This is a genomic window from Flavobacterium sp. FG19 (assembly GCF_057809475.1).
On sequence record NZ_JBMDKA010000034.1, the window covers coordinates 28,026 to 44,521 of the forward strand.

9 protein-coding genes are annotated in these 16,496 nt (G+C 37.8%); all 9 read left to right on the top strand.

Annotated elements, in window-relative coordinates:
* Positions 1 to 76 precede the first annotated feature (76 nt).
* The 9 genes from ACODST_RS24290 to ACODST_RS24330 all read left to right on the top strand — a co-directional run bounded on the left by ACODST_RS24290 (position 77) and on the right by ACODST_RS24330 (position 16,495).
* Positions 77 to 2,320, top strand: a complete 2,244-nt coding sequence (locus ACODST_RS24290; protein WP_488934683.1) for a GH92 family glycosyl hydrolase — start codon at positions 77 to 79, stop codon at positions 2,318 to 2,320.
* A gap of 41 nt (positions 2,321 to 2,361) precedes the next feature.
* Entirely contained in the window at positions 2,362 to 4,239 is a 1,878-nt protein-coding gene (locus ACODST_RS24295; RefSeq protein WP_488934684.1) for a sodium:solute symporter family protein, read from the top strand.
* Between the two features lie 416 nt (positions 4,240 to 4,655).
* Positions 4,656 to 5,621, top strand: a complete 966-nt coding sequence (locus tag ACODST_RS24300) for a glycoside hydrolase family 130 protein (RefSeq protein ID WP_488934685.1) — start codon at positions 4,656 to 4,658, stop codon at positions 5,619 to 5,621.
* A 7-nt stretch (positions 5,622 to 5,628) separates the two neighbouring features.
* A complete protein-coding gene (locus ACODST_RS24305; RefSeq protein ID WP_488934686.1) occupies positions 5,629 to 6,699 on the top strand; it encodes a carbohydrate-binding family 9-like protein in 1,071 nt (356 codons plus the stop codon).
* Positions 6,700 to 6,705: 6 nt separating this feature from the next.
* On the top strand, positions 6,706 to 7,785 hold the full coding sequence (locus tag ACODST_RS24310) for a putative glycoside hydrolase (RefSeq protein WP_488934687.1): 1,080 nt from the start codon (positions 6,706 to 6,708) through the stop codon (positions 7,783 to 7,785).
* A gap of 91 nt (positions 7,786 to 7,876) precedes the next feature.
* Entirely contained in the window at positions 7,877 to 8,902 is a 1,026-nt protein-coding gene (locus ACODST_RS24315; protein WP_488934688.1) for an isoaspartyl peptidase/L-asparaginase family protein, read from the top strand.
* A gap of 138 nt (positions 8,903 to 9,040) precedes the next feature.
* Positions 9,041 to 12,181 (top strand): beta-galactosidase, LacZ type, encoded by a 3,141-nt coding sequence (lacZ, locus tag ACODST_RS24320; RefSeq protein ID WP_488934689.1) that lies wholly within the window; start codon positions 9,041 to 9,043, stop codon positions 12,179 to 12,181.
* A 5-nt stretch (positions 12,182 to 12,186) separates the two neighbouring features.
* Positions 12,187 to 14,505, top strand: a complete 2,319-nt coding sequence (locus ACODST_RS24325; protein ID WP_488934690.1) for a glycoside hydrolase family 20 protein — start codon at positions 12,187 to 12,189, stop codon at positions 14,503 to 14,505.
* Between the two features lie 139 nt (positions 14,506 to 14,644).
* A complete protein-coding gene (locus ACODST_RS24330; protein ID WP_488934691.1) occupies positions 14,645 to 16,495 on the top strand; it encodes a glycoside hydrolase family 35 protein in 1,851 nt (616 codons plus the stop codon).
* Position 16,496 lies beyond the last annotated feature (1 nt).

Consider the following 16,496-nt stretch of genomic DNA (forward strand, 5'->3'; position numbering starts at 1 on the left):
ATATGTTGTCCGTCTAAATAAGTTTTAATAAAAAGACGGTTTATTTAAATTTAAAGTTAAATTAAGGTTGTTTTATATGAAGAAAATTCTCGTGCCTGCTTTATTTGTAATTCTGGCTACAAGTTGTAAAATAAAGTCGTACAAAAATACTAATAAAGAAAATATTTTTGTAAACCATGTTGATCCTTTTATCGGGACTGGCGGACATGGTCATACGTACCCGGGAGCCACGGTTCCTTTTGGCATGTTACAGGTAAGCCCGGATAACGGAATCTCAAGCTGGGACTGGTGTTCCGGTTACCATTATTCAGATTCTATCGTATCTGGTTTCAGTCATTTACACTTAAGCGGAACCGGAATCGGGGATTTGGCAGACATTTTATTCATGCCGGTCAACAAAAAAGTCGACTTAACTTTAAAAACAACTTCAAGAGATCAGTTACCTTATAAATCATTTTACAGTCATGTTAACGAAAAAGCAGCACCGGGTTCTTACCAGGTTTTTCTTAAGGATCCTAAGATCAATGTAGAGCTTACCTCTTCACAAAGAACAGCTTACCATAAATATACATTTACCAAAAACGACCAGCAGTCTGTGGTTATCGATTTAGGATTTGCCATTAACTGGGACAAAGCCTTAAAAACGGCCATTACCATTGAAGACGATTATACTGTAAGCGGTTACCGATACAGTAAAGGCTGGGCTTTAAATCAGAAAGTGTTTTTTGTGGCTAAGTTTTCAAAACCAATTACCGAATCGGTTTTAACGGGTGATAAACAAATTGTTACCGGAAAGAAAGCAGAAGCCGAAAATACGGCAGCCCAATTGTTTTTTGATCCTAAAAATTCAGAAGAATTACAGGTAAAAGTGGCCCTTTCGTCTGTTAGTGTCGCTAATGCCAAAGACAATTTAGACGCAGAAAAAAATACCTTTGAGAGCATAAAATCAGAAGCGGCTTCGATTTGGAATAACGCATTAAGTAAAATTAAAGTTGAAACACCAGTAGATTCATTAAAAACGATCTTTTACACTGCGATGTATCACGCACAAGTTGCCCCTGTAACCTATAGTGATAAAAACGGTCAGTTTAGAAAAGAGGATGATCAGATTGCTACGGCAAAAGACTATACCGCTTACTCGACCTTATCACTATGGGATACTTTTAGAGCCGAAAATCCTTTGCTGACTTTATTAGCTCCGGACAAAGCTTCGGACATTGTAAACTCAATGTTAGCGTATTACGATACCAAAAAAATATTACCGGTCTGGACTTTATACGCCAACGAAACGAATACCATGACAGGATACCATTCCATTCCGGTAATTGTAGATGCTTATTTAAAAGGTATAAAAGGTTTTGATGCCGAAAAAGCATTCGAAGCCATGAAAACGACCATGATGCAGGACGAGCGTGGTTTGAATTTCTATAAAGAATACGGTTATATACCTTATAATTTATTAGACGAATCGGTAACCATTACTTTAGAATATGCTTATGACGACTGGTGCGTGGCACAAATGGCAAAAGCGTTAGGGAAAAAAGACGATTATGCGTTTTTCTTAAAACGTTCTCAGGCTTATCAGTATTTATTTGATCCGAAAAGCGGATTTATGAGAGGAAAATCAGAAGACGGGAAATCCTGGAACGAACCTTTTGATCCAAAGCATTCCAACCACAGAGAACATACTGATTATACCGAAGGAAATGCATGGCAGCACAGCTGGTTTGTACCTCATAATGTAGACGATTTTATCAAACTTCACGGTAGTAACGAAGTATTTACGAAGCGTTTAGAACAGTTATTTACCGAAAGTTCAGAAATTACAGGAAACAATGTTTCGGCCGATATTTCAGGATTAATAGGGCAGTATGCGCACGGAAATGAACCGAGCCACCATATTGCGTATATGTTTAACCATGCCGGACAGCCATGGAGAACACAATACTGGGTACGTCACATTTTAGATACACAATACAATACCACACCAAACGGATTAAGCGGAAACGAAGACTGCGGACAAATGTCGGCCTGGTATGTTTTTAGTTCTATGGGATTATACCCAATGAATCCGGCTTCGGGAGAATACGAAATTGGAAGCCCGATTTTCGAAAAAGCAACAATCAATCTTGAGAAAGGAAAAACGTTTGTAATTGAAGCAGAGAATGTTTCAGACAAAAACTATTACATACAGTCGGCGACCTTAAACGGTGTCGAATTCAATCAGACAGCAATCACACATCAGCAGATTTTAAAAGGCGGGGTTTTACATTTTGTAATGGGACCTCAGCCAAATAAAAACTGGGGTGCAAAAAAATAATCAAAACAAAAACAAAACTAACCTAACAAACAAATAATTTAATGGATATTATTGACGTATCGATAATCGTAGCTTACATCCTGCTCTCGGTGAGTATAGGAATTTGGATTTCAAGAAAAGCCAAACAAGGACTGGATGACTATTTTCTTGGCGGAAAAACAATCAAATGGTATTTTTTAGGACTGAGTAACGGGTCCGGAATGTTTGATGTTTCCGGAACTTCCTGGATGATTGGGGTACTGTTTCTGTACGGCGTAAAAAGTTTTATGTTCATGTGGCTCTGGCCAATCTGGAACCAGATTTTTGTGATGATGTTCCTGGCAGTCTGGATCAGGAGATCAAAAGTAATGACGGGTTCTGAATGGATTTTAACCCGCTTTGGAAGTGACAAAGCCGGAAAAGCATCTCATATTATTGTGGCTGTTTTTGCCATCATTTCTACTATTGGTTTTATCGCTTATTTCTTTGAAGGAATCGGAAAATTTGTCACCATTATTCTGCCATGGGATTTAACGCTTCACTACGGTGATATGATTCTGTTAACATCAGAGCGTTCTTATGCTTTGTTAATCATTTTCTTAACGACCATTTATACCGTAAAAGGAGGGATGTTCTCGGTAGTAGCCACAGAGGTGGTGCAATATTTAATTATGATTGTGGCCGGAGTTTTAATTGCCGGATATGCTTTTATCAATTATACCGATATTCAGATCAATTCAATTATTACGCCCGAATGGAAAAATGTTTTCTTCGGCTGGCAGTTTGAAACCCAATGGAGCGAAAAGTTCCAGACGTTCAATAATTTAATTGATACTGAGGGTTATAAAATGTTTGGTGCTTTTATCGGAATGACGTTGTTCAAAGGTTTCTTTGCCAGTGTGGCCGGGCCTACACCAAGTTATGATTTACAGCGTGTTCTTTCAACCAAGTCTGTAAAAGAAGCTGCGTATATGAGCGGTTTCACCAATTTGATTTTATTCATTCCAAGATATTTATTAATTACCGGAATTGTGGTTATTGCCTTGGTAAACTTAGCACCTGAATTAAATGCCAATACGGGATTAACCGGAGCCGATTTAGAATTACTGATGCCAAAAGTGGTGAATTTATACATCCCGGTTGGAATTAAAGGAATTTTACTGGCAGGTTTATTAGCCGCTTTTATGTCCGGTTTTTCAGCATTCGTAAATGCTGGTCCTGCTTATATCGTAAATGATATTTATAAAAAGTACTTTAAACCGGTTGCGTCCAATGCTCATTATATTAAGGTAAGTCAGATTTCTTCTTTCCTTGTAGTGGGATTAGGAGTTTTTATGGGATTCTTTGCAGATTCTATTAACTCTTTAACGCTTTGGATTACAAGTGCGTTATATGGCGGTTATGTGGCGGCCAATTTCCTGAAATGGATCTGGTGGCGTTTTAATGGCTGGGGCTATTTCTGGGGAATGTTTGCCGGATTGATTATTGCCTCTTTACAGTTTATTCTGGGGATGAACAAAGCTCATTTAACCGAAGGTTCTTTCTTATATGACTTGTCACAGGTTCAGGCTATTTATCTTTTCCCGTTAATATTTGGTTTCTCTATTTTAGGATGTCTGCTGGGAACTTACTTAAGCCAGCCGACTGAAATGGAAGTTTTAAAATCGTTCTATTCCAATGTAAGACCATGGGGATTCTGGAATCCGGTTTATAAAGCCTTAAAAGCCGAAGATCAGTCTTTTGAAAAAAACAATGATTTCTGGAGAGATATGATGAACTGTGCTATTGGAATTATCTGGCAGTCGAGTATGATCCTGCTTCCGATATTCTTTATTATAAGAGATTATCCAAAAGCAATTGCGGCCTTAATCGTCTTTTTAGTGACTACAGCCATATTGAAGTTTACCTGGCTGGACAAAGTCAGAAAAATTATAGACTAAATCAAAAGCTTTCTCAAAGTTTTCAATTTTGGGAGAGCTTCAAAAATATAAAGAACACATAGAAACATAGCTTTTTATGTTTAGAAAAGTAAATTCAGAAGAAACAGGTTCCCACACATAGCCATGCCTTCTGAATGATAACTGAAACACCTTTTTTAAAATTTTAAAAACTATGTTTCTGTGTGTTCTGAAAAAAAAATGATACTTTTTTAATATTTTAAACACATAGAAACATAGGTTTTAGTGTGTGAAAAAAAAGAATACAAAAAGAAACTAGTTTCTAACACATAGTTCAGACAGTTATCAGGAAAAACTATGTGTGCTGATGAAAGTGAAACACCTTTATCCGGTTTTAAAAATACTATGTTTCTATGTGTTTAAACAAATAATAAAACAATAAACAAAAAATAAAGAAAATGAGCAGTATTCCTTGGCAAGACAGACCCGAAAACAGTAAAGATGTAATGTGGAGATATTCTGAAAATCCAATTATCGACAGATATGCAATTCCATCCTCAAACAGTATTTTTAACAGTGCTGTAGTTCCTTTTGGAGATGGTTATGCAGGAGTTTTCAGATGTGATAATAAAGCGGTTCAGATGAATATTTTTGCTGGTTTCAGTAAAGATGGTATCAATTGGGACATCAATCACGAACCAATTGTAATGCAGTCTGGTAACACAGATATGATTGAATCTGCTTATAAATATGATCCTCGTGTGGTTTTTATCGAAGACCGTTACTGGATTACCTGGTGTAACGGATATAACGGACCTACTATTGGTATTGGATATACTTTTGATTTTAAAGAATTTTTTCAGTGCGAAAATGCCTTTTTACCCTTCAACCGAAACGGGGTTTTATTCCCTCAGAAAATAAACGGAAAATACGCTATGTTAAGCCGTCCAAGTGATAACGGACATACGCCTTTTGGTGATATCTGGATCAGCTACAGCCCGGATATGAAATACTGGGGCGAGCACAGACTGGTTATGAAACCAAGTCCGTTTGAGCAGAGCGCCTGGCAGTGTACCAAAGTAGGAGCAGGACCAATTCCAATCTTAACAGACGAAGGCTGGTTAATGATCTATCACGGAGTAATCAATACCTGCAATGGTTTCCGTTATGCAATGGGATCTGCGCTTTTAGACGTTGATTCACCAGATCAGGTAAAATACAGAACACAGCCTTACTTATTAGGACCTGCAGAAATTTATGAAATGGTAGGAGATGTGCCAAATGTTGTTTTCCCATGTGCGGCTTTACACGATACAGAAGAAGATAAACTGGCGGTTTATTATGGTGCTGCCGATACTGCTGTAGCAATAGCATTTGGTAAATTAAGTGAAGTAATTCAGTTTACAAAAGATAACAGTTTATAAAAAAAGCATGCGTTTAAAATTTCAATGGTTAACAGTTGTTTTAGTTTTTCTTTCGGCGGCAGTTTTTGCGCAGTCAAAGAAAAATACGATTATTCCTAAAACCTATACAGCCGCCAAAACAACAAATCCGATTGTGATCGACGGAGAGGATACAGATCCTTCATGGAGTAAGGTAAATTGGACAGATCTTTTTGAAGATATCGAAAATGATGTAAAGCCCAAATATGCAACAAAAGTTAAAATGCTCTGGGATGAAACCAATTTTTATATTTTAGCAAAGATTGAAGAACCGCATGTATGGGCTAATTTGAAACAACGTGATACCATTATTTTTTACAATAACGACTTTGAAGTTTTTATAGATCCCGACAGCGATACTTTTAACTATTACGAATTAGAAATAAACGCCTTGAACACTGCTTGGGATCTATTTTTATCAAAACCATACAGAGAAAATGATCTTGTGGTTTTAAACGACTGGAATATTACAGGCTTACAATCAGCAGTAAAAATTCACGGAACATTAAACAACCCTGACGATATTGATCAGGGCTGGGTACTGGAAATGGCTATTCCGTGGGCCGCTTACAAAACCTCTTATTTTGATCAGAACGTGCCTGCTGATAAATTCTGGAGGGTTAATTTCTCCAGAGTCAACTGGCAGCATGCTATAGTCGATGGAAAATACGAACGCAAAAAAGGCGCTGACGGAAAATTTCTGCCGGAATATAACTGGGTCTGGTCGCCAATGGGAGTAATCAATATGCATGAACCTGAAAAATGGGGATATGTTTATTTTTCTACCAAAGACAGCGGCGACAGCTTTACCATTCCGCAGGATGAAAAAGTAAAATGGGAGCTTTATAATTTATACAGAGCCCAGAAAGAGTATTATGCAAAAAATAATTCCTGGGCAAAATCACTCACAGCTTTAACAAAAGACGCCATCAGCATTGATAATAAAATTTTAAAGCCTATCTTAGAAAACCATTCCGGCGGTTATAACATTCTGGTAAAGAGCCCTTTCTCTAATCAGACCTATATTATAAGGCAGGACGGGAAAATAACAACAAAATAAACCACTATGAAACTACCAAAACTATTAGTCTTTTTACTGGCCCTGAGCATCTTTTCGTGTGCCAAAAAAGAAGAAACCACTGCATTTAAATTTGGTGTCTGGACCACGGCTGATGCTAAAAAATCAGATGCAGATTACACCAAAGAATTTAAAAAATACAAAGACGGCGGTATAGACGAAGTCTTAATTAATACTACAACAGATCCTGAACTGTTAAAAAGACTAGTGCCGCTGGCGACTAAAGAAGGACTGAAAGTACACGCCTGGATTATGGCGATGAACCGTCCAAATGATTCTGTTGCCTTACAGCACCCGGACTGGTATCAGGTAAGCAAAGAAGGAAAGTCCTGTTTTGATAACCGTCCGTACGTAGATTACTACCAATGGTTATGCCCAACCCGAAAAGAATCAAGAGAACACGTTTTACACCTGGTTGAAGAACTGGCAAAAGTAGACGGAATCGAAAGTGTTCACTTAGATTATATCCGTTTCCCGGACATCTTTTTACCAATCAGTTTACTTCCAAAATACAACTTAGTACAGGATACAGAATTACCGCAGTTCGATTTTTGTTACTGCGACGAATGTGTTAAAGCATTTGAAAAAATCCACCATAAAAATCCAAAAGAAAGTCACAATACGTCTATCGATATGGAGTGGAAAAACTTCAGGTTGAATGCTATTAAAGCTGTAGTTAATGATGCTTATGCTATTGCTCATAAATACAACAAACAATTAACGGCAGCTGTTTTTCCTTATCCTGAAATGGCAGATCATATGGTTCGCCAGCGCTGGGACAAATGGAATATCGACGAAGTATACCCAATGATTTACCACAGTTTTTATAACGAAGAAATTGACTGGGTAGGTTACGCAACCAAACAGGGTGTTGACGATTTAGAAGATAAGAAAACAAAAATCAATACCGGAATTTATATTCCGGGCCTGAAAAACGATAAAGAATTAAAACAGGCTATTTTGGAAGCAAAAGAAAATGGAGCAGTTGGCGTTTCATTTTTTGACGGAAATGCATTGTCTGAAAGCAATTTAAAAACTATCAAGGAAACAAAAGCAAGTTTAAAGTAATTTTTTTTAACACATAGTTATGTTTCTATGTCTTTAAACAAATTAAGCCAAAGAAAAAATATCTCAGAATTTCATTTAAAAAATTTAGAGCATGTCAAATAGAAGAGATTTTATCAAAAAAGCAGCCTTGGGTGCAGCAGCAGTAACTTCTGTTGTAGGTTTGAGCGGATTTGTGGAGAAAGAAGATGAAAAGGAAGGCGCATTGGAATTTCCTTCGAAAAAAGTAAAAAAACCGGTTGTTATTTCAACATGGAATCATGGTTTACCTGCCAATCAGGAAACCTGGAAACAGTTAAAAGCCGGAAAATCACCATTAGAGGCGATAGAAGCCGGTATGAAAATTCCTGAAGCAGATCCGAATGTCCGCAGTGTTGGTTATGGAGGATATCCGGATCGCGAAGGAAAAGTAACCCTTGATGCCTGTATCATGGATCACAACAGCAACTGTGGTTCTGTTTGTTTTTTACAAGGGATCAAACACCCTATTTCTGTGGCCAAAAGAGTATTGGAAAATACGCCTCACGTAATGCTGGCCGGACAGGGCGCCTTACAGTTTGCCTTATCAGAAGGATTTAAAGAAGAAAATCTGCTGACCCCGGAATCAGAAAAAGACTGGAAAAAATGGCTGGAAGATTCGAAATACAAACCCGTTATTAATATAGAAAATCACGATACCATAAGCATGCTAATGTTGGATCAAGACGGTAACCTTTCGGGAGGGTGCACTACTAGTGGTGCTGCCTGGAAGATGCACGGCCGCGTCGGTGATTCCCCAATAATCGGCGCGGGTCTTTTTCTGGACAACGAAGTAGGTGCTGCGGCGGCAACCGGATTAGGAGAAGCTGTAATCAGAACAGCCGGAAGCGCTATGGTCGTAGAATTAATGCGTCAGGGAAAATCGCCTTATGATGCCTGTAAAGAAATTACAGAACGAATCTATAATAAGCATAAAAACCATAAAGACATGGAGTATTTACAGGTTGGTTTTATTGCTTTAAATAAAAATGGTGAGCATGCAGGATACAGTTTAAGATCAGGGTTTAACTATGCCGTTTCCGATGACGAAAAAGGACACCGAATGGAAGATGCCAAATTTAAAATGTCCTGGGATAAATAATTGCGATCGAAGGATTAAGGTCCGTTAAAAAGATTGCAAATAAATTTTAAACACAGGTCCCGAAGCTTCGGGATAGATTTTTCTCTCACAATCTATTCCGATAATAATCGGGGCTATGTGTTCAAGCAAAAACAAAGAATGAACAAAACAATATCCATATTAACCTTATTACTTACAGCAGTCCTGTCTGTTAATGCACAGGAAAAAGTTCCGTTCTGGCAGAATGAAAAAATCAATGAAGATAATAGAGAGCCCATGCACGCTGCCTATTATGTTTTTGAAAATGAAGCATTAGCTGCTAAAAACGAATGGAGACAATCTAAAAATTATCTGGATATTAACGGAGCTTGGAAATTTAAATATGTTGATAATCCGGCGGCACTGCCAAAAGACTTTGAAAAAAACAGTTTTAACGATAAAGCCTGGGACAATTTTAAAATTCCGGCAAGCTGGGATGTAAATGGGTACGGCTATCCAGTTTATGTAAATACCACTTACGATTTTGATTATTTAATGGCGCCAAATCCGCCGTTTGTACCCACAAAATACAATCCAACGGGAGTTTACCGAAAAGAAGTTACGATTGATAAATCATGGGAAGGAAAAGATATTTTTCTTCATATTGGTACCGCAAAATCCAATCTAACTGTTTGGGTAAATGGTGCGTATGTAGGATATGGTGAAGACGGAAAACTGCCTTCGGAATTCAAACTAAACCAATACGTTAAAACCGGAAAAAATACCATTGTACTTCAGGTCATGAAATGGAATGACGGTTCGTATTTAGAATGTCAGGATATGTGGAGAATGAGCGGAATTACCCGCGATTCTTATCTGGTTGCCAGAAACAAAGCCCATTTAAATGACTTTGAAATTATTCCGGATCTGGATGCGAAATATGCAAACGGAAGCCTGAAAATTTCGACACAGTTCTCCAATTTAGATAAAAAAGACAGTTATACTTTAGACGTTCAGCTAAAAGACGGCAGTAAAATTATAACCTCAAAAACCATTAACGCTTTAAGCGACAAACAAACATTCGATTTTGCGGTTGAAAACCCAAAAAAATGGAGTGCTGAGATTCCGAATTTGTATCAGGTAAATTTTATTCTGAAAGATAAAAAGGGAGCAGTAGTCGAAGTGATCAATCATAATATTGGATTTAGAAAAGTAGAGATTAAAGGCGGACAGCTTTTAGTAAACGGAAAAGCGATTTACATAAAAGGAGTAAACCGTCACGAAGTGGATCCTGTTACAGGACAAACCATTTCGAGAGAACGTATGGAGCAGGATATTAAACTAATGAAAGAGTATAATATCAATGCCGTAAGAATGTCCCACTATCCAAACGACGAATATTTCTACGAGTTATGTGATAAATACGGAATTTATGTAGTGGACGAAGCCAACATCGAATCGCACGGAATGGGGTACGATATTACCAAAACCCTGGGTAACAGACCAAGCTGGGAACAGGCACATATTGAACGCATGCAGCGTATGATTGAAAGAGATAAAAATCACACTTCAATCATTATCTGGAGTATGGGTAATGAAGCCGGAAACGGTTACAACTTTTACAGAGGGTATTTATGGATCAAAAACCGCGATAAATCAAGACCAATTCAGTACGAAAGAGCTACTGCTGGTGCCTGGGACGGAAAAGATCTAAAATTCGAATGGGATTCAGATATCATTGATCCTATGTACAGTTCGCCTAATAAAATGGAAGAATATATCCTGGCCAACCCAAATCCGTCAAGACCTTACATTCAGTGCGAATATGCCCATGCTATGGGGAATTCTATGGGGAATTTTAAAGATTACTGGGATGTGATTCGTAAATATCCAAACTTCCAGGGAGGTTTTATCTGGGATATGATCGATCAGTCGGTTTATAAAAAACTGGACAACGGAATTACCATTCTGGCATACGGAGGAGACTTTGGACCAAAAGAGGTAAAAAGCGATAATAACTTTGTAAACAACGGGGTTTTTACCGTAGACAGAAAACCAAATCCGCATGCTTTTGAAGTAAAAAATGTCATGCAGAATATCCTGACGTCATGGGAAAATCAGGAAACGGCAGCGATTAAAGTATACAACGAATTTTCATTTAAAGATTTAAGCAATGTCACTTTGAACTGGAAAGTAGTTTTAGACGGTGTTGTTCAGGGTTCAGGATCTATTGATTATTTAGCAATCGATCCGGGACAGTCTAAAACGTATACTTTGCCAATTAAATTAGGCGATAAAGAGTTTAAAGAAGCATTTATTAATATTTCGTACACTTTAAAATCAGAAGAACCCTTTTTACCAAAAGGGTTTGAAATAGCGGCAGAGCAGCTGGCGTATAAAGGAACCTGGAAAAATGATATTAAAATTGAAGGAACTTCTAAAATTACAGTAGAGAAAAAAGCAAACACTACTGTATTTAAAAGCGATAAAGCCGAAATTACGTTCGATAAAAAAACAGGATTTATCAGCGGTTATACATTCAATAATCTTCCAATTGTAAAAGAAGGATATCAATTGCGTCCCAATTTCTGGAGAGCACCAAACGACAATGATTTTGGAGCTAATTTTCAGGTGAATTTAAAAGCATGGAAAGAGGCGACAGAAAATCCAACTTTGTTAAACTGGACATTTGTACCGGCAAAAGACAATAAAGTTTTGGTAAAAGCAGCCTACAGTCTGCCGCAGACAGCATCGACTTTAGAACTGAATTATGAATTCAACGGAAACGGGGAATTAGTGGTAAAAGAAGTTTTAAATATTGATAAAACCAAAGAGCAGCCTATGCTGCCAAGATTTGGAATGGAAGTAATTGTTCCCGCAGAGTTTAGTAATATGACGTATTACGGAAAAGGTCCTCACGAAAATTACATCGACAGAAACTACAGTTCCAAAGTGGGGCTTTATACCCAGACAGTTTCAGAACAATATTATCCGTATATCCGTCCGCAGGAAACCGGAAATAAAACCGATGTGCGTTTCCTTGAATTATCAGGAGATAAACTAAAATTAACGGTAACATCAGACGAATTGGTGGCTATTACGGCCCTGCATTTCTTAAATGAAGATTTAGACGACGGATTACAGAAAGACCAGCGTCATGCAGCCGAACTGAAAGAAAGAGATTTAACCAGTTTAAAAATCGATTCCAAACAAATGGGAGTAGGAGGAATTGACAGCTGGCAGGCATGGCCGATGGAAAAATACCTTTTGAAAGACAAAAATTATCAATATCAATTTAAAATAACACCCTCTTTAAAATAATAATTATGAGAACATTAAAACCCTTATTCGTCTTAATCTTCTTTACTGTTTTAAGTTCAGGGTACAGTCAGAAACTCTTTACCGAAAAAGACATACAGATTATACCAAAACCAAAACAGCTGGCTGTACTGCCGGGTTCTTTTGAGTTTTCTAAAAATACCGTTTTCGTTGCCAATACTGATTTTCAAAAAGAAATTTCAAACGCTTTATTAAGCAAGTTTGAAACAGCGGCAGGCTGGCGTCCCGTATTGGGAACTAAAGCACCGCAAAACAATTTTGTTCAGTTTAAAACAGATACGAACCTTTCTAAAGAAGCTTATAAACTAGAGGTAATTAACAATTCGGTGACCATTACAGCCAAAGGAAATGCTGGTTTTATTTATGCGTTAGAAACAGTAAGACAGCTGCTTCCAACAGCGATAGAAAGTAATTATGCCGTTTCATCGGCAAAATGGCAGATTCCAAATGTTACCATCAACGATGAACCCCGTTTTAAATGGAGAGGTTTAATGCTGGATTTGTCCCGTCATTTTTTCGACAAAAATTATATCCTGGCCACTATCGACCGTCTGGCGATGCATAAAATGAATGTGTTGCATCTGCATTTAGTAGACGATCAGGGCTGGAGAATTGAAATTAAGAAATATCCTAAATTAACCGAAATTGGCGCCTGGAGAGTAGATCAGGAAAATGTATCCTGGAACGCAAGACTTACGACAAGTCCGGATCAGAAGGGAACTTATGGAGGATTTTTTACCCAGGAAGAACTAAAAGAAATTGTACAATACGCCGCATCTAAAAACATTGAGGTCATTCCCGAAATAGAAATGCCGGCACACGTAAGCAGTGCCATTGCATCTTATCCGGAACTGGCTTGTTTTGATCAGCGTATTGGAGTGCCATCAGGAGGATTATGGCCCATTACCGATATTTATTGTGCAGGAAAAGAAACAACGTTTGAGTTTCTGCAGAATGTGTTAGACGAGGTGATGGCCATATTTCCTTCAAAATACATCCATATTGGAGGAGACGAAGCCACGAAAACCAATTGGGCAAAATGTCCGCACTGTCAAAAAAGAATCAAAGACCAGGGCTTAAAGAATGTTGAAGAGTTACAAAGTTATTTTGTAAAACGAATTGAAAAATACATCAATTCAAAAGGGAAAAGAGTAATTGGCTGGGATGAAATTTTAGAAGGCGGATTGGCTCCGGATGCGACAGTAATGAGCTGGAGAGGAACAAAAGGCGGTATCGAAGCAGCAGATCAGGGACATGATGTTATTATGACCCCGGAATCACCTTGTTATTTTAACTTTTATCAGGGGCCTCAAAACGAAGAACCTTTAGCGTTTGACGCTTACAACCCGTTGAGCGAAGTGTACAAATTTGATCCTGTGGTTTCCACAATGTCCCCTCAGGAAGCGGCACATATATTAGGCGGACAGGCCAATTTGTGGGCAGAACATCTGGCATTGCCAAAAGATTCTGAGTATATGATTTTTCCAAGACTTGCAGCCTTATCCGAAACCTTATGGAGTCCAAAAGAAAGCCGTAACTGGAACGATTTTACCACAAGATTGTTTACCTTGTTTAAACGCTATGATTATTTAGGAATCAATTATGCCAAAAGTGCTTATCTGGTAACGGCTTCTTCTACAGCAGATTTAGCAAATAAGCAGGTAAAAGTTGAACTGAAAAATGAATTCCCAAACCCAGATATCCGTTATGTTCTGGGAGATAAAAATATCGATCATCATGCTGTAAAATATACAGCTCCAATTGAATTTAAAGAAACTACCATTTTAAAAGCTTCTTTATTTCAGGATGATAAACCCGTTGGAAAAGTATTTACGGATACCATCATTTTTCATAAAGCCGTAGCACACAAAGTAAAATATTTAACACCGTATAACCAGAGTTATAAAGGAGATGCCAATACGATGGTCAATACGATCAGAGGAAGTAAAAACTTTCATGACGGACAGTGGCAGGCCTGGCTGGTAAACGATATGGAACTGGTTATTGATTTTGAAAAACAGGAAAGTGTCGAACAGGTAACCGTGGGAGCTTTGGAAAGCCAGGGAGCCGGGGTTAATTTTCCGGTTGAAGTAAAAGTACTGGTTTCTAATGACGGAATTAAATACAAACAGGTTGGTAAAATAACACGTCCGTATGCTGTAAATGCAGTTCCGGAATTAAAAGACTTTAAAATCAGTTTCCAGAAACAAAACGCACGATTTGTAAAAGTAATCGCCGGTAACTTAAAGAAAAGCCCTAAAGGCGAAAGTTCCTGGTTGTTTGTAGATGAAATTTTAATCGATTAATTATTAGCTGTTAACTCAAAACTTTTATAAAACAGAATTATTAAAGAGTACGTCTTTGTAGTATTTGAATATCTAAGTCAGTTATTACTTTAAGATTGCAATTTTTAAGTTTATAAATGTATAATCTTGAATTAAAAAAATGAATAAGATACTATTTAAGCTCGGGATATTGTTGATTTGTTTGATGCCATTTTTTAACAGGGCACAAACCAAAGGATTTTCTATATCTAATGGAGAATTTAAACAAGACGGGAAAATTATAAAAATACATTCGGGAGAAATGCACTATGAGCGTATTCCCAAAGAATATTGGAGACATAGGCTTCAGATGCTGAAAGCTATGGGATTGAATACCGTGGCCACTTATGTGTTTTGGAATTATCACGAAACAGAGCCGGGTGTATGGGATTTTAAAACGGGAAACAGAGATTTGGCAGAGTTTTTACGTATTGCCAAAAGTGAAGGATTGTATGTAATTCTCAGGCCAGGTCCGTATGCATGTGGAGAATGGGAATTTGGAGGCTACCCTTGGTGGCTGCAAAACAATAAAGACTTGGTAATTCGTACCAATAACAAAGCATTTTTAGAAGCCTGCAAAACGTATCTCGAACATTTGTATGCAGTGGTAAAAGGAAATTTTGCTAATCAGGGCGGGCCAATTATTATGGTTCAGGCGGAGAATGAATTTGGTTCTTATGTTTCTCAAAGAACCGATATTAGTGCTGAAGATCATAAAGCATACAAAACAGCCATTTACAATATGCTTAAAGAAACGGGGTTCCCGGAACCTTTTTTCACTTCTGACGGTACCTGGCTTTTTGAAGGCGGAAGTGTTGAAGGCGTGTTACCAACTGCAAATGGAGAATCCAATATAGACAATTTAAAAAAGCAGGTTGATAAATTCCATAAAGGGCAGGGACCTTACATGGTAGCAGAGTTTTATTCTGGCTGGCTGGATCATTGGGCAGAACCATTTATTAAAATCGGATCTGAGGAGATAGCAGGTCAGACTAAAAAGTACCTGGATGCAGGTGTTTCTTTCAATTATTATATGGTACACGGTGGTACTAATTTTGGATTTACCTCCGGAGCAAATTACAATGAAGAAAGTGATATTCAGCCGGATATTACAAGTTATGATTATGATGCACCGATTAGCGAAGCAGGCTGGGCAACACCAAAATTCATGGCTATTCGTGACGTAATGCAAAAGTATTCGAAAACAAAATTAGCAGCAATTCCGGAGAAAATACCAGTTACAAAATACCCTAATCAGCCTGTTCAGGCAAGTATGGATGTTTTAAGCTGGATCAAAAAAGAAAAAGCGGTTGTTAATGACCAGCCCTTAACATTTGAAAAATTAGGTCAGGGAAATGGATATGTTTTATATCGTAAACGATTTACACAGCCCATTTCAGGCAAATTAAAAATAGAAGGATTGAGAGACTTCGCTGTTGTTTATGTAAATGGAGTTAAGGCGGGTGAACTGAACAGAGTTTTCAAAAATTATGAGTTGGAAGTTTCTATTCCCTTTAACGGTATTTTAGAAATTCTGGTTGAAAACATGGGTCGTATTAATTACGGAGCCGAAATAGTGCATAATACAAAAGGAATTATTTCTCCGGTATTCATTAATGAATATGAAATTAGCGGCGGATGGGAAATGTATAAAATGCCTATGAGTGAAGTTCCGGCTGTTAAAAATGAAACGGTAAAACCGGGACGCCCAGTTTTATATGAATCGACAGTAAACATCGATAAACCAGCTGATACTTTTCTGGATATGACCAATTGGGGAAAAGGAATTGTATTTGTTAACGGACACAATTTGGGCCGTTACTGGAAAAAAGGACCTCAGCAAACGCTGTATGTACCTGGCTGCTGGCTGAACAAAGGTGTAAACAAAATTGTTGTATTGGAGCAGCTTAATGAAAATGCCCAAACAGAATTAACTTTTACAGATCAGCCGATATTGGATAAACTAAACTAAA